The organism is Amycolatopsis camponoti (assembly GCF_902497555.1).
In the GTDB taxonomy this organism is placed as follows: domain Bacteria; phylum Actinomycetota; class Actinomycetes; order Mycobacteriales; family Pseudonocardiaceae; genus Amycolatopsis; species Amycolatopsis camponoti.
On record NZ_CABVGP010000003.1, the window covers coordinates 909,359 to 931,357 of the forward strand.

Here is a 21,999-nt window from a genome sequence, read left to right on the forward strand (position 1 = left end):
TCAGAACGGGACCCACAACGTCACCCGCGTGCCCCCACCGGCGAGTCCCGATTCGACCAGCGAAGTCCCGCCGACCTCGGCCAGCCGCGCGGTGATGGACTCGCTGATGCCGAACCCGGCCGGGTGATCGGCCGCGCTGAAGCCGGAACCGTGGTCGCGGGTGATCACCGCGATCCCGCCTTCGCGCTCCTCGACGCGCACCACGACCCGGTCGGTGCCGGAGTGCTTCATCGTGTTCCGCAGGGCCTCGCGCACGGCGTCGCGGATGGCGATCTGCCGGACCTCCGACAGCGTGTCGTCGTCCAGCTCGGCCACCACGAGCTGGGCGCGCAGCCCGTCGCGGGCCATCTCGGCGGCGAGCGCGGCGAGCTTCTCGCCCAGCGGCCGCGCGCCGGCCTCGGCCCGTTCGGACTTCGCCGTCTCGATCGTGTGCCGGATCTCCATCGCCTGGGCGCGGGCGAGCCGCTGGATCTCGACCAGCCGCTCTTCGGCGTTCGATGTCCCGGACAGCGCCATCGCCTCGAGGGTCTGCAGCACGGTGTCGTGCAGCATCCGGTGCTGCTGGGCACGCTCGGCCAGCCGGCCGTTGCGGGTGCCGTAGGCCAGCGCCAGCCGGGTGCCGAGCCCGGTCAGCACCAGCGCGGCGGCGGCCAGGAAGAGCTCGGCGAGCAGCGCCGTCGAGGTCGAGAACGCGGCTCCGACGTGGAACCCGCCGGTGTTGATCCAGTTCGCGAGCATCCGCAGCGGGAAGCTCGCGAGGCCGAACACGAGCCCGCTGGGGACCCCGAGCGCGAGCGTCAGCAGGCCGGCCTCGCCGAGGAGGTGGACGCTGCTGACCGCCAGCGCGTCGAAGTACCCCTGCGCCGGCACGGTCAGCGCGAGGACCAGCGGCGAAAGCACGGTGAAGACCAGGTCGACGGCCAGCAGCTTGCCCGCGTCCCGGCCGCGGTACGGCGCCGAGCGGAACATCCAGCGGAAGCCGATCAGGTTCACCGCGACCGAGAGCAGGGTGAACACCCCGACCGGCAGCAGCCCGGTCGCCCCGTGCTGGAACGCGTAGACGCCGAACTGGCCCGGCACGGCGAGCAGCCGGAAGGCCAGCGGGATGAGCACGACGTACCGGGTGGCGCGCAGCAGCAGGCCGTCGCGCCGGCTCGGGTCGATCGGCCCGGCCATCTTCGAGATCCGCTTCAGCGCGTGGATCGGGGTCGGGTCGCCGACCTCGTCCGAGAGTTCGCTGGTGGCCGTGGCGATCGCCGGCGCGCCCTGCCGCAGCAGCGCCACGAAGAAGCTGCCCCCACGCGCCGCTTTCGGCGAGTCGGGCGCTTCGGTGGACATCGCGCAGACAACTCCCTGGTCACATCGGTGAACCGAGGTTAGGGAGTATCACCGATCCGCGCGGGTCAGGTCCAGCTTTCCACGAAATTCGCCGTCAGTTGGTCAGGAGTTTCCGATTCCCTGCTCGGCAGCCCACTTCTTCAGCTCCGCCACGGCGTCGTCGTGCTCCAGCGGGCCGCGGTCCAGGCGCAGCTCCTTGAGGAACTTCCACGCCTTGCCGACGTCCGGCCCCGGCTTGATGCCGAGCAGCTCCATGATCTGCTCGCCGTTGAGGTCCGGCCGCACGCGGTCGAGGTCCTCCTTGGCCTTGAGCGTGGCGATGCGGGCCTCGAGGTCGTCGTAGGTCGCCTGCAGCGCCGCCGCCTTCCGGCGGTTGCGCGTGGTGCAGTCGGCGCGGACGAGCTTGTGCAGCCGGGTCAGCAGCGGGCCGGCGTCGGTGACGTACCGGCGGACCGCCGAGTCCGTCCACTCGCCCTTGCCGTAGCCGTGGAACCGCAGGTGGAGGAACACGAGCTGGGAGACGTCGTCGATGATCTCCTTGGAGAACTTCAGCGCCCGCAAACGTTTGCGGGCCATCCGCGCCCCGACGACTTCGTGGTGGTGGAAGCTCACGCCGCCGCCCGGCTGGAACTCGCGCGTCGCCGGCTTGCCGACGTCGTGCAGCAGCGCCGCCAGCCGCAGGATCAGGTCCGGCTCGGACGTCGGCTCGTGCGACTTCTCCAGGTCGATCGCCTGGGCGAGCACGGTCAGCGAGTGCTCGTAGACGTCCTTGTGCTGGTGGTGCTCGTCGATCGCCAGCCGCATCCCGGGCACCTCGGGCAGCACGCGGTCGCCGAGGCCGGTCTCGACCAGCAGCTCCAGCCCGGGCCGGGGGTCGTCCGCGAGCAGCAGCTTCGAGAGCTCGGCCTGGACGCGCTCGGCGGTGATCCGGTCGATCTCGCCCGCCATCGACGCCATCGCGTCGACGACCCGCGGCGCGGCGGTGAAGCCGAGCTGAGCGGCGAAGCGGGCGGCCCGCAGCATCCGCAGCGGGTCGTCGGCGAACGACTCCTGCGGCGTCGCCGGCGTGTCGAGCACCTTCTCCCGCAGCGCGCCCAGGCCGTCGTGCGGGTCGATGAACGTCTTCGTCGCCAGCTCGACGGCCATCGCGTTGACCGTGAAGTCGCGGCGGAGCAGGTCGCCCTCGATGCTGTCGCCGAAGGTGACCTCGGGGTTGCGGCCGACGCGGTCGTAGCTGTCCGCGCGGAACGTCGTGATCTCGAGCTGCATGCCCTTCTTCGTCACGCCGACCGTGCCGAACGCGATGCCGACGTCCCAGACCGCGTCGCCCCAGTCGCTGACGATCTTCAGCACCCGGTCGGGGCGCGCGTCGGTGGTGAAGTCGAGATCGCCGGAGCGCCGGCCGAGCAGCGCGTCGCGCACGCTCCCGCCCACGAGGTACAGGCGGTGCCCGGCCCGGGCGAACCTCTCGGCCAGCTCGTCCGCCAGGGGGGAGAGCCGCATCAGCTCGACCACCGCGTTCTCCTTGGCGACCACGTCGTTCACGAAAATCCCACTGGGTTCGGGTGCGATTACTACAGGCACCACCGGACAGGACACGGAGAGCCAGCCTACCGGGGCAACCGTTTGCTCTAGCATCGCAGCATGTCTGGATCAGCCGGCCGCCCCGGCGCCTCGAAGCCGCGGAGGCGGCGGAGGCGTCAACGCGGCAGGCGCCTGACCACGGTCGACGAGACGTCGGCCGGTGGCCTCGTGGTGGACGCCGAGCGCGAACAGGCGGTGCTGATCGGCCGGCTCGACCGGCACGGCAGACTGCTGTGGTCGCTGCCCAAGGGCCACATCGAGGACGGTGAGACGGTGGAACAGACGGCCGTGCGCGAGGTCAAGGAGGAAACCGGCATCTCCGCGCGCGTGCTCCGGCCACTGGGCACCATCGACTACTGGTTCGTGGCCGAGCGGCGGCGCATCCACAAGACCGTCCACCACTTCCTGCTCGAAGCGCTCGGCGGCGAGCTCTCCGACGAAGACGTCGAGGTCACCGAGGTGGCCTGGGTCCCGCTGGCCGAGCTGGAGACCAAACTCGCCTACTCCGACGAGCGGAAGCTCGTCCGGAAGGCCAGTCAGATGCTGAAGGAACTTTTCGCGCGCCCGGACGTCCACGGACGAGACGAGCACGCCCCTGAGGGAGCCCCCGAGTGAAGCGGTTCGCCGCAGCCTTCCTTTCCGTCCTCTTCCTGGCCGTCCCCGCCCTCGCCGGAGCCACGGTGGCCCAGGCGGAGGAGGGCGCACGCCTGCGCGTCGAGCTGAACGAGCTCAACCCGCGCGTGGTCACCAGCTCGACGACGACGCTGACCGTGTCCGGCACGGTGACCAACACCGGCGACCGCAAGGTCAACCGGCCGCAGGTGCGCCTGCAGGTCGGCGACCGGGTCGCGACCTCGCGCGGGGTCAACGACGTGCTGTCGGGTGCCGTCATCAAGGACTCCCCGCTGACCGACTTCGCCTCGGTCGCGGACGCGCTGGAGCCCGGGCAGAGCGCGCCGCTGAACATCACGGTGAACCTGACCGGGTCGAAGGCGCTGTTCAGCCGTCCCGGCGTCTACCCGCTGCTGGTGAACGTCAACGGCACGCCGGAGTTCGGCGGGCCCGCCCGGCTGGGCGCGGTCAGCATGCTGATGCCGGTGCTGGCCGGGCCGGGCAAGCCGGCCGGGCACTCGTCGGTGGGCGCGCCGAGCATGACCCTGCTCTGGCCGCTGACCGGCAGCGTCCCGCAGGTCTACGCGGCGCCGTACGGCCGACCGCTGGTGCTGCGCGACGACAAGCTGGCCGACGAGATCGGCCCCGAAGGCCGGCTGAACGCGCTGGTCACCGCGGCGACCACGGCCGTGCGCAGCGACTCGAACCTCGCGAAGTCGATGTGCTTCGCGCTCGACCCGGACCTGCTGGCGACCGTCGCCGCGATGGGCCGCGGCTACCAGGTGCACACCGGCAACGGGAACGTCGACGGCAAGGGCGTCCAGACCGCGAACACGTGGCTTGCCTCGTTGCGCTCCCTGCTGACCGGCCGGTGCGCGGTGGCGCTGCCCTTCGCCGACGCCGACCTCAACACCGTCTCGCGGATCCGCCCCGGCGACCCGATCCTGGTGGCCCAGGCGGCCGCGGCCGCCGCCACGATCCAGCAGCTGGCCGGCATCGCGCCGCAGACCGGCGTGCTCTGGCCGGACGGCACCCTCAACGAGGCGGTGCTGACCGCGCTGACCCAGGCCGGCGTCAAGACCGTCCTGACGGACGCGGCGAAGATCGCGCCCGCCGGCGCGGGCGGCGGGGTCACCGTGCAGGGCGGCACGGTCCGGGCCCAGCCGACCGACTCGCTGATCTCCGCGGCCATGACCGGCGTGCCGAGCGTGCCCGACTCGGTCACCGTCGCCGCGAACACCGAACCGGCGATCTCCAGCCAGAACGGCCTCGGCGCGCTCGCCTTCCGGGCCGGCCTCGGCCTGCCGGCCGGGCAGGAGCGTCCGAACCACCTCCTGGTCGCCCCGCCGCGGCGGTGGGACGCCCCGGCCGCCGAGCTCACGGCGTACCTCCAGCAGGTCGGCGACTTCCTCAACGCCGGGCTGGTCACGGCGCAGTCGCTCCCGTCGCTGCTGAACGCCGACCCGCAGGCCTCCGGCGCGGTCGGCGACGGCGGCCAGAACCCGGACGCGGCCATCGACCCCACCGTCGTCTCGACGCTGGCGAAGCTCGACGACCAGGCCACCGGGATGGCGTCCGCGATGCAGCTGGACCCGACCAAGCGGGTGAAGCCGGAGGACGTCGTCGCGCCGGTCCGGCTGGCCGAGCTGCGGGGCGCGTCCACCGGCTGGCGGGGCCTGCCCGCCGACGCGGCGACCGCGAACGCGCAGGCCGAGATCGGGGCCATCAGCGACCAGGTGAGCGTCCGGCAGCCGCAGCAGACCATCGCGCTGGCGTCCGGCAACTCGCCGCTGCCGGTGTATGTGGTGAACGACCTGCCGGTCGGGATCACCGCGCGGTTCGCGCTCAGCAACAACACCGGGCTGCGCTCGGACGACCGCAAGGAGGTCGCGTTCCCCGCGGGCGGCGGCCGGCAGTACTTCCTCCCCGTGGAGGCGCTGCGGGCCGGCCGGTTCAGCGTCGATGTGTCGTTGAGCACGCCCACCGGTACCCCGCTCGGGTCATCCGCGCGCTTCGAGCTGACGTCGACGGAGTACGGCGCGATCACCATCATCGCGACCGTCGCCGCAGGTGTGGCCCTACTTCTGCTGGCCTCCCGGCGCATCTACCGGCGGGTCAAGGACGCCCGCGCGGGTCGCGACTTGGTGGACTGATCCCTCGGCCTTCGAGTGTTCCGGACGGTTCCCGATTACCCTTGGTCCGCACGTACGCGGCACCGGGCCGCGGGCACCGGACCGAGCACCGAGGATTGGGCACGCGTTGGAGAGAGAGCCGGGTTTACCACCCGAGCGTGCGAGTCGTCCTCGGCGCGAAGGCGCTCCGCCCCCGCAACGGGGTGACGGGCCCCCGCGAGCGGGGCAGCCGGTCCGCCGCCAGCCGCCACCCCAGCAGCCGCCTCCCTCGGAGCGCGGCCGCCGCCAGCCGCCCCGCAACGGCCACACGCGCCAGATGCCACCGCCCGAAGACGCGACGGTCCGTGACCCGCGCCCGCCCCGCGAGGACGCCCCGCCCCGCCGCCCGGCCCGTGAGGACGGACCCCGGCCCGCCCGGGACGACGCCCCGCCCCGGCGGCCCGCTCGCGACGATGCCCCGCCGAGGCGGCCGGCCCGCGAAGACGGGCCGCCGCGCCGCCCGGCCCGTGACGACGCCCCCGTCCGCGACGGCCGGCCCGTCCGCGACGACGTGCCCCCACGCGACGGCCGGCCCGTGCGCGACGACGGGCTGATCCGCGACCCGCGTCCCGTCCGCGACGGCCAGCCGGTCCGCGACGACGTCCCCCCGCACGACGCCTGGCCGGTCCACGACGAGGCCCCGCCCCGCGAGCCCCGTCCGCCGCGACGCGTCCCGCCGGGCCCCCCGGGCGCGCCTCCGCAGCAACCCCCGCAGGGCCCGCCGCCGCGTGGCGGGCAGCCTCCCCGCGCCGCCGGTGGTCCGGCGCCCACGCGCGTCCAGCCCGTGCCGCCGCCGGGTCCGCCGGGACCGCCGTCGGCCCAGGGACGGCTGCCGCAGCCGGTCCCGCCGTCGACCCCGGCCCAGGGCAACCCGGCTCCCGGCACACCGCCGCCCGGCATCCCGGTGCCTCCGCGCGGCCGCGGGTCGCGGCGTCCCGCGCCGGTCCGGCCGTGGCAGGAGGAGGCCCAGCGCCCGCCCGACCCGGAGGCCACGCGGTTCATCCCGCGCACCGCCGGCGTCCCGATGAACTCGCGCTGGCCGGTCGCCGACCCGGACGTCATGCGCCCGTACGACGCGCTGGCCACCCAGGTCATGCCGGCGCTCAAGACGCCGCTCGTCAAGCCGGTCGAGCCGGGCGCGGAAGCCCCGGCCAAGGCGCCGTCGCTGGCGAAGGCGTCGGGCCGGATGGCGATCGCGTCGCTGATCAGCCGGATCACCGGCTTCCTGTGGAAGCTGCTGCTGGTCGCCGCGATCGGCCAGGGCATCGCGAACGACTCGTTCAACGTCGCCAACACGATGCCGAACATCATCTTCGAGCTGCTGATGGGTGGCGTCCTCGCCAGCGTGGTGGTGCCGCTGCTGGTGCGCTCCCAGGACGAGCCCGACGGCGGCGCGGCCTACACCCAGCGGCTGATCACGGTGGCGTTCTCGCTGCTGCTGGTCGGCACGGTGGTCGCGGTGCTCGCGGCCCCGGCGTTCACCAGCCTCTACGTCGACGGCTCCGGCCAGGCCAGCTCGTCGCTGACCACGGCGTTCGCCTACCTCCTGCTGCCGGAGATCTTCTTCTACGGCGTGTTCGCGCTGCTCTCGGCGGTGCTCAACGCCAAGCAGATCTTCGGCCCGACGGCGTGGGCACCGGTGATCAACAACCTGGTCGTCATCTTCACGATCATGGTCGTCTGGGTCATGCCGGGGGACATCGACACCGCCCACCCGTCGATCACCGACCCGAAGGTGCTGACGCTCGGCATCGGCGTCACGGGCGGCATCATCGCCCAGGCCTTCCTGCTGGTGCCGCCGCTGCTGCGCTCGGGCTTCCGGTTCAAGTGGCGCTGGGGCATCGACAAGCAGATGAAGGAGTTCGGCGGGCTCGCGCTGTGGATCCTCGGCTACGTCGCGGTCAGCCAGGTGGGGTACACGATCAACACGCGCGTGCTGACCAGCGGTTCACCCGGTGGTGTGACCGCGTACAGCAACGCCTGGCTGCTCTTCCAGCTGCCGTACGGCGTCATCGGCGTCTCGCTGCTGACGGCGATCATGCCGCGGATGAGCCGCGCGGCCGCCGACGGCGACCACAAGAAGCTGATCGGCGACCTGTCGTACGCGTCCCGGATGTCGACGGTGATGCTCGTCCCGATCTCCGCCGTGATGACCGTGGTCGGCGGCTCGATCGGCATCGCGCTGTTCACCTTCGGCAAGGGCACGATCGAGACCGCCGAGCGGCTCGGCGACGCGCTCGCGATCTCGGCGTTCGCGCTGCTGCCGTACGCACTGGTCATGCTCCAGATGCGCGTCTTCTACGCCATGAAGGACGCCCGCACGCCGACGCTGATCATGATCGTGATGACGCTGGTCAAGGTGCCGCTGCTGTACCTGTGCCCGGTGCTGCTGTCGCCGGACAACGTCGTGCTCGGCGTCATGATGGTCAACGCGCTGACGTTCGTCGTCGGGGCGATCCTCGGCCAGGTGTGGCTTTGGGTGACTTTGGGCAACCTGCGGAGCAAGCGGGTGATCGGCGTGATCCTGTTCACGGTCGTCGCCAGCGGGCTCGGCGTCGGCGCGGCCTGGGTGGCCGGGCAGATCGTGCCGGACTCGTTCGGGCCGACCCTCGGCGCATGGGTCAAGCTGTTGCTGCAGGGCATCGTGGGGATCGTCGTCTCGTTCGGCGTGCTCATGGCGCTGAAGGTCGAGGAGCTGAAACCGGCGACGTCGAGGTTCACCCGGTTGATCAAGCGGGGGTAACGATTCCGGTACGGATGGCGACGACTCCCGCGTCGTATTCTGGGTAACCTTGGTGCGGGGAGCTAACGGGAGAGTGCGGGTGGACACGAGGCGGAGCGAACAGGCGGGGGGTGCGAACCACGTGGGCAAGGCCCAGGTCGGATCGCTGGCCCCCGGGCGCGTGGTCGGCGACGGCCGCTACCGCCTCCTCGCGCAGTTCGGCGTGGACGAGCGGGGTGACGCGCACCTTTGGCGTGCCCGCGACGGGCAGCTGAAGCGGGACGTCGCACTGACCCTGCTGGTCGGCGACCCGGCCGACCCGGAAGCCGCGCGGCTCGCGCGGCGCACCCTCGAACGCGCGACCCACGCGTCCAAGTTCGGCCACGGCGGCGTCGCCCGCGTGCTCGACGTGCTCGCTCTCGGCAGCGGCATCACCTCCAGCGAAGGCCTGCTCGGCGTCGTCGTCGCGGAGTGGACCAAGGGCAGCGACCTGGTCGACCTCGTCGCGCAGCGGCCGGTGGCGCCCGCCGCGGCCGCGCGGATGGTGCAGGCGCTGGCCGAAGCCGTCGAGCAGGCCCACCAGAACGGGCTCGTCCTCGGGCTCGACCACCCGCAGCGGCTGCGGCTGACGCCGAACGGCGCGCTGAAGCTCGCGTTCCCCGGCCCGCTGCCGGAGGCGACGCTGCGCGACGACGTCAAGGCGCTCGGCGCGGTCCTCTACCTGCTGCTGACCGGCCGCTGGGCGCTGCCCGGCGGTCCGCCCGCGATCCAGCCGGCCCCGACCACGCCGCAGGGGCGGATCGTCCCGCCGCGGCAGCTCATGCCGATGGTGCCCGCCGACCTGTCGTCGCTGGCCGTCCGCACGATCGAGGACGGCGGCAACGGCGGCATCCGCACCAGCGCGGCCATCCTCCGGATGCTCGACCAGGTGGCCGAGGAAGAGGAACGCACCCAGCTGATCAAGGCCGTCGGCGGCGAGGCCGCCGAGGGCGAGGGCACGGTCTGGACGACGAAGAAGCCGGTCAAGGACGTCGCGCGGCGGCGCAAGCTCGCGCTCGGCGTCACCGTGCTGGTGGTCGCGACCGTCGTCATCCTCGCCTGGGGCGGGCTGATGCTGATCAACGTCTTCCAGGGCGACTCGAAGGCGAGCGGGCCGACGATCAACGTCGCCGCGCCGCCGGCGTCGAGCCAGCCGGCCGGGCAGCCGCCCGCGCCGAGCCAGCCCGCGCCGCCGCCGTCGCCGGCCGTAGGCGCCGCGGTGAAGCCGCAGGCCGTCGCGGTCTACAACCCCGAGGGCAAGGGCGACAACACCGCGCGGGCGAAGTACGCGATCGACGACAAGCCCGAGACGCAGTGGCGCACCGAGCAGTACAAGCAGCAGTTCCCGGCCATCAAGCCGGGCGTCGGGCTGGTCGTCACCTTCAAGGACCCGATCACCCTGAGCCAGGTGAAGGTCGTGGGCGGCACGCCGGGAACGAAGGTCGAGATCCGCTCGGCGACCGAGAAGAACCCGGACTTCGCCGACACGAAGGTGGTCGGCAACGGCGACCTGAAGGACGGCGACACGACGATCCCGCTGGCTCAGCCCACCCAGGGCGAGTACTTCATCGTCTGGATCACCTCCCTGGGTGGCGAGGACGGGAAGTTCCAGACGGAAATCGCGGACCTGGCCTTCCTGCCTGCGGGGTGACGCACCCGACAGGGTCAGTAGGCTCTTGCGGGTGACAGCTGCAGCTCCCACGGATGCGGATCTGATAGCGGCTCACGCCGCGGGGGACCCTCATGCGTTCAGCGAACTCGTCCAGCGCCATCGCGACCGCATGTGGGCGGTCGCGCTGCGCACGGTCCGCGACCCGGAAGAGGCCGCCGACGCGTTGCAGGACGCGTTCATCTCGGCTTTCCGCGCCGCCGGCAAGTTCCGCGCGGAGTCGCAGGTCACGACCTGGCTGCACCGGATCGTGGTGAACGCCTGCCTCGACCGGATCCGCCGCCGCCAGGCGCGCCCGACCGTGCCGCTGCCGGAAACCGGCTTCAACGAGCCCGCCACCCCGCGCGACTCGATGGCCGAGCGCGAGACCAGCCTGCTGGTCCGCGAGGCGCTGGACCAGCTGCCCGAAGACCAGCGGGCCCCGATCCTGCTCGTCGACGTCGAGGGTTACTCCGTGGCCGAGACGGCGAAGATGCTGGGTATCGCCGAAGGCACGGTGAAGAGCCGGTGCGCCCGGGGCCGCGGAAAACTCGCGAAGGTTCTCGGACACCTGCGGAACCCCGATGCGATTGCGAACGTCCCAACTCACGAAAGCAAACGGGCCGGGCGTCAGCCGGGTAGCGGGGAGGGACGATGACGGACGAAAGCCGGGGGATCGGGGGGACCGTCGGTCCGCCCTGGTCTGTCGACGTGCTCGCCGATCTCCACGCCGGCGTCCTGGACGACACCGAGACCACGCGGCTGTGGCCGCTGGTCAACGCCGATCCCGAAGCCCGGGCGATCCTCGACGCCCTCGACGCGACGCAGGCCGACCTGGCCACGCTCGCCGACGCACCCGCCCCGCCGATGCCCGCCGAGTTCGCGGCCCGGCTCGACGCGGCGCTGGCAGCCGAAGCAGCGGCCGCCTTTCCGAAGCCGCGCACGGCACCGGAGCAGGCCGGGCCCGGGGACGCCCAGGTGGTGGACCTCGCGGCCGCGCGGCGACGCCGGAACAAGCGGCTCGGCTGGGCCGCCGGTGTCCTGACCGCGGCCGCGGCGGCGGTCATCGCCGTGACGATCGCGATCCCCGGCACGTCGCAGCAGACCGGCACCCCGAACGTCGCGGCCCCGCCGCCGTCCGGCCCGTCGGTCGGCAGCGACGGCAGTGGCGCGCAGGCCCTGATCGGCAAGGCGGTCGGCGTCCGCGACTTCGGCCCGCTGCAGACCGAAGACAAGCTGGACGCGTGCATCGCGGCCGCCGGGCTCGACCCGAAGGTGCGGCCGGAGGGCATCCGCCCGGTGAACGTCGGCGGCAAGGCCGGCGTCATGATCATCCTGACCACCGGCAAGCTCGCCCAGTTCCGGCTCGTGGCCTTCGGCGCGGACTGCGGACCGGGTAATCCGGCCGTCCTGTTCGACAAGGTCGTCGGGGAGAAGTAGCGGCTGTCACCCCGGGAACACCGCCACCTACGATCGTGTTGAGCCTGGTACACGGGTCACTACGAGCGGAGGTCACGGTGGCTGCCGAAGACATCAGGAACCTGATCATCGTCGGATCGGGTCCTGCCGGATACACCGCAGCCGTTTACGCGGCGCGGGCGCAGCTCGAACCGCTGGTGTTCGAGGGGACGCAGTTCGGTGGCGCGCTGATGACGACGACCGAGGTCGAGAACTTCCCCGGGTTCCGCGACGGCATCATGGGTCCGGACCTGATGGAGGAGATGCGCAAGCAGGCCGAGCGCTTCGGCGCGGAGCTGCGCGCGGAGGACGTCGAGTCGCTGGAGCTGAGCGGGGACGTCAAGTACGTCACCGCGAACGGCAAGCGCTACGCCGCCCGCGCGGTCATCCTCGCGATGGGTGCCGCTGCGCGGTACCTGAACGTGCCGGGCGAGCAGGAGCTGCTCGGGCGCGGTGTCTCGGCGTGTGCGACCTGTGACGGCTTCTTCTTCCGCGACCACGACATCGTGGTCGCCGGCGGTGGCGACTCGGCGATGGAGGAGGCGACCTTCCTGACGAAGTTCGCGAAGTCCGTCACGGTCGTCCACCGGCGCGACGAGTTCCGCGCGTCCAAGATCATGCTCGAGCGCGCCCGCGCGAACGAGAAGATCAAGTGGAAGCTGAACACGCAGATCACCGGCGTGGTCGGCGACGGCAAGGTCGAGGGCCTGCAGCTCAAGGACACCAAGGACGGTTCGGAGTCGACGCTGGACGTGTCGGGCTTCTTCGTCGCGATCGGGCACGATCCCCGCAGCGAGCTGGTGCGCGGGCAGGTCGACCTGGACGAGGACGGCTACGTCGTCACCCAGGGCCGGACGTCGTACACGAGCCTCGACGGCGTCTTCGCGGCCGGCGACCTGGTGGACCGCACCTACCGGCAGGCGATCACCGCCTCGGGTTCCGGGTGCAGCGCGGCGATCGACGCGGAACGCTGGCTGGCGGAGCACGGCGACCCGGACGCCCACGAAGCGCCCGAGCTGGTCGGCGGCGGCTACGGCGCGAGCACCAACTGACTTTCCGGCTTTCGACCAACCTGAAGGAGAAACCATGTCCAACACCGTGAAGGTGACCGACGCGACGTTCGTCGACGAGGTCCTGACCAGCGAAAAGCCGGTTCTGGTCGACTTCTGGGCCACCTGGTGCGGGCCGTGCAAGATGGTCGCCCCGGTGCTCGAGGAGATCGCGGCCGAGAACGGCGAGAAGCTGACCATCGCCAAGATCGACATCGACGAGAACCCGAACACGCCGCGTGACTACCAGGTGATGTCCATCCCGACGCTGATCCTGTTCCAGGGCGGCAAGCCGGTGAAGCAGATCGTCGGCGCCAAGCCGAAGGCCGCGCTGCTGTCGGATCTCGCCGACGTCCTCTGAACCGAACAAGCCCGGCGGACCCGGGGCCTGCGGGAACCCTCTCGCGGCCCCGGGTCCGTCGTCGTTCGGGGGAATGCCGCCCGTGTGGGTGAATCGAGCGTGACGAGAGCCACCGAGGGTGCGCCACGATCGGGCTCTTGACGTACCTACCGGGCCTGCGCTGTCACCGAGAGTTGGCAAGGCACAATAGAGGACCTGGGCCCGTCCCAGCGAAGGTTTTCTTGCCACGCACCGAGCCTCTGTCGGTGCCTTAGGAAGAGCGAGGAGTGCATGCGGGTACTCCGCCGCGGTGACGCCGGTCCGGACGTCGCCGAGATCAGGTCCATCCTGGCCGGGATGGACCTGCTCCCGCCGGTCACCGGTACCGACGACTACGACACGTTCGACGTCTCCGTCGAGCACGCCGTCCGTGCCTTCCAGCAGCGCCGTGGGCTGATGACCGACGGCATCGTGGGTCCGGCGACCTTCCAGGCGCTCAAGGGCGCCAGCTACCACCTGGGCAGCCGCCCGCTGTCGTACATGATCGCGTCCCCGGTGCACGGCGACGACGTCTTCACCCTGCAGGAGCGGCTCACGGAGCTGGGCTTCGACGCCGGCCGCCCGGACGGCTACTTCGGCGCGGCGACCGAGCGCGCGCTCAAGACGTTCCAGCGCGACATGCGCCTGACGCCGGACGGCATGTGCGGCCCCGCGACCATCCGTGAGCTGCACCGCCTCTCCTCGCCGCGGGCCCGGGGCGGGCGCCCCGTGTTCCTGCGCGAGCAGGAGCAGGTGCGCCAGGCCGGTCCCCGGCTGCGCGGCAAGCGCATCGTGATCGACCCCGGCCACGGCGGCGACGACCTCGGCGCGGTCGCCGGCGGTCTCCGCGAGGCCGACATCGCGTGGGACCTCGCGCGCCGCCTGGAAGGCCGGATGAAGGCCACCGGCATGGAGGCGCTGATCTCCCGCGGCCCGAACCACAGCCCCACCGAGCTGGAGCGCGCGAAGTTCGCCAACGACGCGGGCGCGGACCTGTTCCTCTCGCTGCACAGCGACAAGAACCCCTCGCCGCGCGCGCAGGGTGTCGCGAGTTTCCACTTCGGCAACGGCAACGGCACCACGTCGACCGTGGGCGAGCTGCTGGCCGGCTTCATCCAGCGCGAGGTCGCGGCCCGCACGGGCCTGCAGGACAACCGCACGCACTACAAGTCGTGGGACATCTTCACCCGCACCCGCTGCCCGGCGGTCCGGGTCGAGATCGGCTACCTGACGAACCCGGACGACGCCCGCAAGCTCGGCGACCCGGCGTTCCGCGACATCGTCGCCGAGGGCATCCTGATCGCCGTCAAGCGCCTGTACCTGCTCGGCGAAGGCGACCAGCCGACGGGAACGTTCACGTTCGCCGACGTCCTCGCGCACGAGCTGGCCAAGGCCGAATAGGGCTGACCACAACCCCTAGCGGCTCCTCTTCACCTGTCCCACCACACCTGGGGACGCAGCCTCTGCGTCCCCAGGTTTTCGGGCAGTTCTCCACAGCTTGTCCACCGCTCCTATCAGCGCTCTGTGGATAACTCGGCACTTCTTCCACAGATGTGCGCACACGGCGGAATCCGTCGTTCCGGGCCACGGAGAGCGACGGCGCAAACGTTTGCGGTCTCGTTCGGGGGAGCAGCTCAGGCGCGGCCGAGACTCGGCTCGGCGGTGGTGATCGTCACCTGGCCGAGTAGCCGTTCCAGCGCCGCCTCGACGTCTTCCTTCCAGGTGATCGCCGAGCGCAGTTCCAGGCGCAGGCGCGGCCACTTCTGGTGCGGGCGGACGGTCTTGAAGCCGACGCTCTGCAGGAACGCGGCCGGCAGCACGCAGCTGTGCCCGCCGTCGGGGTCGGGCTCCTCGGGGCGCGCGTCGCCGAACGCCTCGATCGCGCGCACACCACGCTTCGTCAGGTCCTTCGCGACCGCCTGGACGAGCATCCGGCCGAGGCCGCCGCCGCGGAACTCCGGGAGCACCTGGAACGCCGTCAGCAGGACGGCGTCCGCGCTCGGCGGGGACGTCGGGAAGGCCAGCGACCGCGGGACGGCGTTCGGCGGGGCGTACAGCACGAACCCGACCGGCAGCGTGTCGCTGTAGACGATGCGGCCGCAGGAACCCCACTCGAGCAGGACGCTGGAGACCCAGGCTTCCTTCTCGACCTCGGTGGCGCCGAACTCCTCGGCCTGGTTCTTCAGGTGCGGGGCCAGCTCCCAGTACACGCACCTGCGGCAGCTCTTCGGCAGGTGCTCCAGGTTGTCCAGTGTGACGCCCACGACGCGACGTGACACCCGCGACCTCCCCTGACCTGCTGCTCCCGACCGGCTGCCCGGTCGTCAAGCCGCGCGGTAGAACAGCACGATCACGGGAGCCATGGTCGAGGATAGGCCGATGTGACGAGCACCGAAAGGCCAGGGGTACCGGATGGGTGCCCGGTTACACTCGACAGGATCTGCCGTGCCTTTACAAGCTGCCTGTCAACCGAGCCCCGGGTGAATCGTCGATGACCGAGAACCGCCCCAGCAAGCCGCACAGCGGCCGCCAGAACCTCGACCCGCACCTCGAGCGGTATGCCGCGCGCACCGCCGGGATGACCGCCTCGGAGATCCGGGCGCTGTTCGCGGTCGCCAGCCGGCCCGAGGTGGTCTCGCTGGCCGGCGGCATGCCGAACCTGGCCGCGCTCCCGCTCGACACGCTGTCGACGCAGGTGGCGGAGATCATCGCCGAAGACGGGCTCGTCGCCCTGCAGTACGGCTCGGCGCACGGCATCCCGGTGCTGCGCGAGCAGATCTGCGAAATCATGGCCCTGGAGGGCATCAAGGCGCACCCGGACGACGTCGTGGTGACCGTCGGCTCCCAGATGGGCCTGGACATGGTCACGCGGCTGTTCTGCGACCCGGGTGACGTCGTGATCGCCGAAGGGCCGTCGTACGTCGGTGCGCTGGGCTCGTTCGCCGCGTACCAGGCGCAGGTCGTGCACGTGGCGATGGATGAGAACGGCCTGGTGCCCGAGCTGCTGCGCGAGGCGCTCGCGCAGACGGAGAAGGCCGGCCGCCGGGTCAAGTTCCTCTACACGATCCCGAACTTCCACAACCCCGCCGGCGTCACGCTGGCCGTCGAGCGCCGCGCGGAGATCCTGGAGATCTGCCGCGACCACGGCGTGCTGGTCGTCGAAGACAACCCGTACGGGTTGCTCGGCTTCGACGGCCAGACCTACCCGGCGCTGCGCTCGACCGACCCCGACAACGTCGTGTACCTCGGCTCGTTCTCGAAGACGTTCGCCTCGGGCCTGCGCGTCGGCTGGGTGCTCGCGCCGCACGCCGTGCGCGAGAAGCTCGTGCTGGCCGCGGAGTCGGCGACGCTGTGCCCGCCGACGTTCAACCAGATGATCGTGTCGCGCTACCTGGCCACGCACGACTGGAAGGGCCAGATCAAGAAGTTCCGCGAGAACTACCGCGAGCGGCGTGACGCGATCTTGTCGGCGCTCGACCAGTACCTGCCCCCGGGCTGCTCGTGGACCAAACCGGACGGCGGGTTCTACGTCTGGGTGACGGTGCCGGAAGGCGTCGACACCAAGGCGATGCTGCCGCGCGCGGTGACCGCGAGGGTGGCGTACGCGTCCGGAACCGGCTTCTACGCCGACGGGTTCGGCAGCCGCCAGATGCGGCTGTCCTACTGCTACCCGACGCCGGAGCGGATCCGTGAGGGCGTCCGGCGGCTGGCCGCGGTGCTGGAGTCTGAAATGGACCTGGCCCGCACCTTCGGTAACGTGAGCGCGCGCCAGATCCAGGGGCCGCAGAACCCGTCCCCGGACACGGTCTAGTTCTTCTTATTTAAGGAGTTTCCACGGTGGTCGACCGTACCGTTGCCGTGCTCGCCGGCGGGCTTTCGCACGAACGCGACGTCTCGCTGAGGTCCGGGCGACGGCTCTCCGCGGCGCTGAAGTCCGAGGGCCTCGGCATCGAGGAGTGGGACACCGACGCGGGGCTGCTGGAGCGCCTGCGCACCCAGCGGCCGGACGCGGTGGTCGTCGCCCTGCACGGCGGTGAGGGCGAGAACGGCTCGGTGCAGACGGTGCTGGAGATGCTGGAGGTGCCGTTCGTCGGCACCGGCTCCCAGGGCTGCCGCCGCGCGTGGGACAAGCCGACGGCCAAGGCGCTCATCGAAAACGCCGGCTTCGTGACGCCGGGCTGGGTGGTGCTGCCGCACAGCACGTTCCGCGAGCTGGGCGCCCAGGCGGTGCTCGACGCGATGGTCGAGCAGCTCGGCCTGCCGCTGATCCTCAAGCCCGACCAGGGCGGCTCGGCGCTCGGCACCCAGGTGGTCCGCGAGGCGGCGGAACTGCCGGCCGCGATGGTCGGCTGCTTCGCGTACGGCGACACAGTGCTCGCCGAGCGGTTCGTCGACGGCGTCGAGGTGGCCGTGACGGTCATCGAGGGCGAGGACGGTCCCGAGGCCCTCCCCGCGGTCGAGATCGTCCCGGAGAGCGGCGTGTACGACTACACGGCCCGCTACACCGCCGGCCTGACCGACTTCTTCACCCCGGCCCGGCTCGACGACGCCGCGGCCAAGGCGGTGGCCGAGCTCGCGGTCGCCGCGCACCGCGTGCTCGGGCTGCGGGACATCTCGCGCACCGACGCGGTCGTCACGGCGGACGGCACGGTGCACTTCCTCGAAGTGAACCCGTCGCCGGGACTCACCGAGACGTCGACGGTTCCGATGGCGATCGAAGCGGCGGGCAAGTCACTCGGCACGGTGTTCGGCGAACTGATCGGACGCGCGATTTCTCGCTGACTCGTCTCACGCGAAAGGCCGCCTCGGAGCTTCCGTGGCGGCCTTTTTCGTGTCGCGACTGATCATCACTGGATGTGAACGTCGCGACCGCGTGGAGCAATCATCACCGTGACGAAACACCCTGGGGTGATCCCTAATCGGTTTTCGGTGTCTGATTCGCCCCATTCGCGTCGATGATCGAGACGATGCGTTCGAGGTCGTCGACCGAGCCGAACTCAAGCGTGATCCGGCCCTTGCGGCGGCCGAGGTCGACCTTCACCCGGGTGTCGAACCGGTCCGAGAGGCGGTTCGCGAGCTCCTGCAACCCCGGCGCCTGGATCGGCTTGCGCGCCACGGGCTTCGGCTTGGCCGGCTTCTCGCTCTTCTTGAGCGTGACGGCTTCCTCGGTCGCCCGGACCGACATGCCCTCCGCGATGATGCGCGCGGCGAGCTCTTCCTGACTGTCGGCGTCCTCCAGCGACAGCAATGCGCGGGCGTGGCCGGCGGACAGGACGCCCGCGGCCACCCGGCGCTGCACCGGCAGGGGGAGCTTGAGGAGCCGGATCGTGTTGGTGATGACCGGCCGGCTGCGGCCGATGCGGCTCGCCAGCTCCTCGTGCGTGACGGCGAACTCGTCGAGCAGCTGCTGGTACGCCGCCGCCTCTTCGAGCGGGTTCAGCTGGACGCGGTGGATGTTCTCCAGGAGCGCGTCGCGCAGCATCGACTCGTCGGCGGTCTGCCGGACGATCGCCGGGATCGCTTCGAGCTCCGCCTGCTGCGACGCGCGCAGCCGCCGCTCGCCCATGACGAGCTCGTACTCGTTTTCCCCGAGCTCGCGGACGACGATGGGCTGCATGAGCCCGAACTCGCGGATCGAGTGCTCGAGTTCGGAGAGCGCGTCCTCGTCGAAGACCTGCCGCGGCTGCTTCGGGTTCGGCTTGATGGAGCTGACCGGGATCTCGCGGTAGACCGCACCGGCGACCTCGCCGCCGTGGGTCTTCGCCTGACCGTTCGCCGCGAACCAGCCCTTGTCCTCGGCCGCCTTCTTCTCGGCCGCCGACGCCGTCTCACCGGGCGCGGGCAGGGGCCCACCACCGGCGGGCCCCGTCGGGATGAGGGCGGCGAGGCCGCGCCCCAATCCTCCTCTGCGTTCGGTCATGTGGAACTACCCTTCTCCAACTGTGCGCCGTGCTCGTCCATCTGTGCACCGCGCGCGGCGATCTCCTTCGCCGCGTCGACGTAGCTCAACGCACCGCGCGAACCAGGATCGTAAGCGAGGACGGTCTGGCCGTACCCGGGCGCCTCGGAGACCTTCACGCTGCGGGGGATGACCGTCTTGAGGACCGTGTCGCCGAAGTGGTTCCGCACCTCGTTCGTCACCTGGTCGGCCAGCTTGGTCCGGCCGTCGTACATGGTGAGGAGGATCGTCGAGACGCGGAGCTCGCGGTTGAGGTGCTGCTGCACCAGCTCGATGTTGCTCAGCAGCTGCCCGAGCCCTTCCAGCGCGTAGTACTCGCACTGGATCGGGATGAGCACCTCCTGCGCGGCGACCATCGCGTTGACCGTCAGCAGGCCGAGCGACGGCGGGCAGTCGATGAAGACGTAGTCGACGCCGATCTCGTCGAGGATCTCCGAAGAGATGGCCTCCTTGAGCCGGGACTCGCGGGACGCCATCGAGACGAGCTCGATCTCGGCGCCGGCGAGGTCGATCGTCGCGGGGACGCAGAAGAGGTTGGGGGACTGCTCGGTCGGCTGGGCGGCGTCCGCGAGCGTCACCTCGCCGATGAGCACCTCGTAGATGGACGGCGTCCCGGACCGGTGGTCGACGTCGAGCGCGGTGCTCGCGTTGCCCTGCGGGTCGAGGTCGACGACGAGCGTCTTGAGCCCGTGGACGGCGAGCGCGGCGGCGAGGTTGACCGTGCTCGTGGTCTTGCCGACGCCGCCCTTCTGGTTGGCGACGGTCATCACCCGGCGACGGCCGGGGCGGGGAAGCGTCCTCTCGGGGTTCAGCAGGCGGGCGGCGCGGGCGGCTTCTTCGGCGATCGGGGTCCAGCCCACGTCGGGCGTGGTCTCCGTGGAGTCGGACGGCGGGGGATTCACCGGTCTCGACACCTCCTCCATATAGACGTCTGGTCGGTGGTCGAGTCGCGTCGTTTCACGTGGAACACCGCGGCCCGTTAACGCTTCCTGCTCCGCGCCCTCGGCTTGCTCGCCGTCGGGAGGCGACGGATCTTCACGACCGTGCTGGGGACCTCTAGTACTGCGGCACCGCATTCGACAATCAGTGGGTCGGCCCCGCCGGCCTTGCGGATGGCGGCGCCGTCCCGCTCGATCTCCTCCGCCGCACTGGCGCCCTTGAGGGCGACCAGGAAGCCATCGGACCGGACGAGCGGCAGACACCAGTCCGCGAGCCGGGCGAGCGGGGCGACCGCGCGAGCGGTGACGATGTCAGCGCCACCGAGCTGCTCACGCACAGGCCGCTCCTCCGCGCGTCCACGGACGACGGTGATCGGGAGTTCCAGCTTCTCGGCCACCTCGGCCAGCCAGTCCACCCGGCGGGCCATCGGTTCGAGCAAGACAATATCGAGGTCCGGCCGCGCGATCGCGAGCGGCACTCCCGGAAGCCCCGCACCCGACCCGACATCGACGACGCGGGCGCCTTCCGGCATCTGCTCACCGATGACGGCCGAGTTGAGAACGTGCCGCTCCCACAGCCGCTCGACCTCCCGCGGCCCGATCAGCCCACGCTCGACCCCGTGCAGTTCCAAGAGCTCGACGTACCCGGCGGCTTGGTCCACGCGTTCACCGAACACCCGCTCCGCCGCGGCTCGCACCGCCACGGCGGCCTGATCCAAGCTCACTCCGTCTACTCCTCGTCCGCGCGTTTCACGTGAAACCGCGCTCCTGTGATTGTCCCCGATGTCGGACCGAAAACGAGCCGACAGTCCGCAGATGTGGAGAACTCCACTCGCCCGGCCGCCCGCGGGGACGGTTCCACGTGAAACACGACGGCTCACCCGGGCGGCGCAGCCATCAGCAACCGCGACCGAGTTCCACGTGAAACATCACCGCTGTAATTCGCTCGGCCGCGGCCGAGCGTTCCTCAACCGGATCCCGCTGAAGCCGAGAGAACTCGCCGACACCGCATCGACGAACCCCCACAAGTTCCGCATCACGCGAAGCTCGATCCCCGCCGCCTCGTGGAGCGCCAGCAGATCGCCGACCGGCTCCGGCGGACCCAGCGGCGAGACCGGAGACGTCGCCACCATCGCATGCGCGTGCGAGCCGAACGACCGGAACGACGAAGCCGCGAACCGGTACGCATACAACCGCACCGACTGCACCGCCGGGAGCCAGCCGTACTCGATCGCGTGTACCCGGGGACCGCCGAGCGACGCCCGATCCGGAGCGGTCGTCGACGGCGTCACCCAAGCCAGCGCGCGGGGGCACTGCCGCGGGAACCAGTAGTCCGGCGCTCTCGCGTCGTCGACCGCCCAGACGTACGCCTCCGGTTGCCGGGCCGTTGCGGCGACGTGGGGGACGAAGCGCGTGATCGTCGGGTCCTCCGAGAAGTGGAGAACCTCATCCGGTGCCGGACGCATGCACACAAAGAAGCGGCCCCACCTGACCGAGTCAAGTGGGGCCGCTTCGACAAACCGGGTACTCAGGACTCCGGGAAGATCACCACGCGGCGCTTCGGGTCCTCGCCCTCGCTCTCGCTCGTGACTCCGGCGACCGTCGCCACCGCGTCGTGAACGACCTTGCGCTCGAACGGGCTCATCGGCTGCAGCCGCACCCGCTCGCCGTTCTGCAGGACCGACTCCGCCGTCGAGCGGCCGAGCTCGCGCAGCTCCTCGCGGCGGTCCGCGCGCCAGCCCGCGATGTCCAGCATCAGCCGGCTCCGCGATCCCGTCTCCTGCTGGACCGCCAGCCGGGTCAGCTCCTGCAGCGCCTCGAGCACCGTGCCGCGGGGACCGACGAGCTTCTCGAGGTCCTCGCCGCCGTCGATGCTCACGATCGCGCGGCCCGCCTCGACGTCCAAGTCGATGTCGCCGTCGTAGTCGAGCAGGTCGAGCAGGCGCTCGAGGTAGTCGCCGGCGATGTCACCCTCCTGCACGAGGACGTCGTCGCCACCTCCCGCCTTCTGCTCGCCGGCCTCGTCGGAGGCGGGCTCCGGGGTCACGTCGTCCTGATCGGCGTCGATCGTGTCGATCGTCTCCGACATCATTCGTCTCCTC

General features: G+C 71.1%; 19 protein-coding genes. 11 read left to right on the forward strand and 8 right to left on the reverse strand.

Annotated elements, in window-relative coordinates; translation table 11 throughout:
- Positions 1 to 1,338 carry a sensor histidine kinase gene (locus AA23TX_RS40720; protein WP_155548283.1) on the reverse strand — a complete coding sequence of 446 codons (1,338 nt, stop codon included), beginning with the start codon at positions 1,336 to 1,338 and terminating at the stop codon, positions 1 to 3.
- Between the two features lie 102 nt (positions 1,339 to 1,440).
- A complete protein-coding gene (locus AA23TX_RS40725) occupies positions 1,441 to 2,883 on the reverse strand; it encodes a CCA tRNA nucleotidyltransferase (RefSeq protein WP_155548284.1) in 1,443 nt (480 codons plus the stop codon).
- 99 nt (positions 2,884 to 2,982) lie between these two features.
- On the opposite strand from AA23TX_RS40725, the gene AA23TX_RS40730 reads away from it, so the two are divergent.
- The 9 genes from AA23TX_RS40730 (at position 2,983) to AA23TX_RS40770 (ending at position 14,401) form a co-directional block, all read left to right on the forward strand.
- Complete coding sequence (locus tag AA23TX_RS40730) at positions 2,983 to 3,537, forward strand: NUDIX hydrolase (protein WP_196425812.1); 555 nt, start codon at positions 2,983 to 2,985, stop codon at positions 3,535 to 3,537.
- Positions 3,534 to 5,687 (forward strand): DUF6049 family protein, encoded by a 2,154-nt coding sequence (locus AA23TX_RS40735; protein WP_155548285.1) that lies wholly within the window; start codon positions 3,534 to 3,536, stop codon positions 5,685 to 5,687. Before AA23TX_RS40730 ends, AA23TX_RS40735 begins: the two co-directional genes overlap by 4 nt.
- 802 nt (positions 5,688 to 6,489) lie before the next feature.
- Entirely contained in the window at positions 6,490 to 8,448 is a 1,959-nt protein-coding gene (murJ, locus tag AA23TX_RS40740; protein ID WP_230863106.1) for a murein biosynthesis integral membrane protein MurJ, read from the forward strand.
- Positions 8,449 to 8,527: 79 nt separating this feature from the next.
- Positions 8,528 to 10,117, forward strand: a complete 1,590-nt coding sequence (locus AA23TX_RS40745; protein WP_155548286.1) for a protein kinase family protein — start codon at positions 8,528 to 8,530, stop codon at positions 10,115 to 10,117.
- A gap of 31 nt (positions 10,118 to 10,148) precedes the next feature.
- On the forward strand, positions 10,149 to 10,772 hold the full coding sequence (gene sigM / locus AA23TX_RS40750) for an RNA polymerase sigma factor SigM (RefSeq protein WP_155548287.1): 624 nt from the start codon (positions 10,149 to 10,151) through the stop codon (positions 10,770 to 10,772).
- Entirely contained in the window at positions 10,769 to 11,554 is a 786-nt protein-coding gene (locus AA23TX_RS40755) for an RsmA family anti-sigma factor (protein ID WP_155548288.1), read from the forward strand. Before sigM ends, AA23TX_RS40755 begins: the two co-directional genes overlap by 4 nt.
- A gap of 77 nt (positions 11,555 to 11,631) precedes the next feature.
- Positions 11,632 to 12,624, forward strand: coding sequence for a thioredoxin-disulfide reductase (gene trxB, locus AA23TX_RS40760; protein ID WP_155548289.1), 993 nt, complete (start codon positions 11,632 to 11,634; stop codon positions 12,622 to 12,624).
- A gap of 34 nt (positions 12,625 to 12,658) precedes the next feature.
- On the forward strand, positions 12,659 to 12,982 hold the full coding sequence (gene trxA, locus AA23TX_RS40765; protein ID WP_020642536.1) for a thioredoxin: 324 nt from the start codon (positions 12,659 to 12,661) through the stop codon (positions 12,980 to 12,982).
- Positions 12,983 to 13,252: 270 nt separating this feature from the next.
- A complete protein-coding gene (locus AA23TX_RS40770; RefSeq protein WP_155548290.1) occupies positions 13,253 to 14,401 on the forward strand; it encodes an N-acetylmuramoyl-L-alanine amidase in 1,149 nt (382 codons plus the stop codon).
- A gap of 233 nt (positions 14,402 to 14,634) precedes the next feature.
- Here the strand turns inward: AA23TX_RS40770 and AA23TX_RS40775 are convergent, their stop codons facing one another.
- Positions 14,635 to 15,279 carry a GNAT family N-acetyltransferase gene (locus AA23TX_RS40775; protein ID WP_155548291.1) on the reverse strand — a complete coding sequence of 215 codons (645 nt, stop codon included), beginning with the start codon at positions 15,277 to 15,279 and terminating at the stop codon, positions 14,635 to 14,637.
- 212 nt (positions 15,280 to 15,491) lie between these two features.
- On the opposite strand from AA23TX_RS40775, the gene AA23TX_RS40780 reads away from it, so the two are divergent.
- Positions 15,492 to 16,811: an aminotransferase-like domain-containing protein gene (locus AA23TX_RS40780; RefSeq protein WP_155548292.1), complete on the forward strand. Its 1,320-nt coding sequence runs from the start codon at positions 15,492 to 15,494 to the stop codon at positions 16,809 to 16,811.
- 26 nt (positions 16,812 to 16,837) lie between these two features.
- Complete coding sequence (locus tag AA23TX_RS40785; RefSeq protein WP_155548293.1) at positions 16,838 to 17,782, forward strand: D-alanine--D-alanine ligase family protein; 945 nt, start codon at positions 16,838 to 16,840, stop codon at positions 17,780 to 17,782.
- Between the two features lie 133 nt (positions 17,783 to 17,915).
- On the opposite strand, the gene AA23TX_RS40790 is transcribed toward AA23TX_RS40785, so the two are convergent.
- The 5 genes from AA23TX_RS40790 to AA23TX_RS40810 all read right to left on the reverse strand — a co-directional run bounded on the left by AA23TX_RS40790 (position 17,916) and on the right by AA23TX_RS40810 (position 21,986).
- Positions 17,916 to 18,920, reverse strand: a complete 1,005-nt coding sequence (locus AA23TX_RS40790; protein WP_155548294.1) for a ParB/RepB/Spo0J family partition protein — start codon at positions 18,918 to 18,920, stop codon at positions 17,916 to 17,918.
- Positions 18,917 to 19,861 carry a ParA family protein gene (locus AA23TX_RS40795; protein ID WP_155548295.1) on the reverse strand — a complete coding sequence of 315 codons (945 nt, stop codon included), beginning with the start codon at positions 19,859 to 19,861 and terminating at the stop codon, positions 18,917 to 18,919. Before AA23TX_RS40795 ends, AA23TX_RS40790 begins: the two co-directional genes overlap by 4 nt.
- Positions 19,862 to 19,938: 77 nt before the next feature.
- Positions 19,939 to 20,622, reverse strand: coding sequence for a 16S rRNA (guanine(527)-N(7))-methyltransferase RsmG (gene rsmG, locus AA23TX_RS40800; RefSeq protein ID WP_155548296.1), 684 nt, complete (start codon positions 20,620 to 20,622; stop codon positions 19,939 to 19,941).
- Between the two features lie 204 nt (positions 20,623 to 20,826).
- Entirely contained in the window at positions 20,827 to 21,363 is a 537-nt protein-coding gene (locus AA23TX_RS40805) for a DUF6886 family protein (RefSeq protein WP_155548297.1), read from the reverse strand.
- Between the two features lie 62 nt (positions 21,364 to 21,425).
- Positions 21,426 to 21,986, reverse strand: coding sequence for a Jag family protein (locus tag AA23TX_RS40810; RefSeq protein WP_196425813.1), 561 nt, complete (start codon positions 21,984 to 21,986; stop codon positions 21,426 to 21,428).
- Between the last annotated feature and the right edge of the window lie 13 nt (positions 21,987 to 21,999).

Coding starts and splice junctions, on each gene's coding strand:
- AA23TX_RS40730 (WP_196425812.1), top strand. CDS start 2,983: ATGTCTGGATCAGCCGGCCGCCCCGGCGCCTCGAAGCCGCGGAGGCGG.
- AA23TX_RS40770 (WP_155548290.1), top strand. CDS start 13,253: ATGCGGGTACTCCGCCGCGGTGACGCCGGTCCGGACGTCGCCGAGATC.
- AA23TX_RS40720 (WP_155548283.1), bottom strand. CDS start 1,338: ATGTCCACCGAAGCGCCCGACTCGCCGAAAGCGGCGCGTGGGGGCAGC.
- AA23TX_RS40805 (WP_155548297.1), bottom strand. CDS start 21,363: ATGCGTCCGGCACCGGATGAGGTTCTCCACTTCTCGGAGGACCCGACG.
- AA23TX_RS40810 (WP_196425813.1), bottom strand. CDS start 21,986: ATGTCGGAGACGATCGACACGATCGACGCCGATCAGGACGACGTGACC.
- AA23TX_RS40780 (WP_155548292.1), top strand. CDS start 15,492: ATGACCGAGAACCGCCCCAGCAAGCCGCACAGCGGCCGCCAGAACCTC.
- AA23TX_RS40790 (WP_155548294.1), bottom strand. CDS start 18,920: ATGACCGAACGCAGAGGAGGATTGGGGCGCGGCCTCGCCGCCCTCATC.
- trxA (WP_020642536.1), top strand. CDS start 12,659: ATGTCCAACACCGTGAAGGTGACCGACGCGACGTTCGTCGACGAGGTC.
- AA23TX_RS40755 (WP_155548288.1), top strand. CDS start 10,769: ATGACGGACGAAAGCCGGGGGATCGGGGGGACCGTCGGTCCGCCCTGG.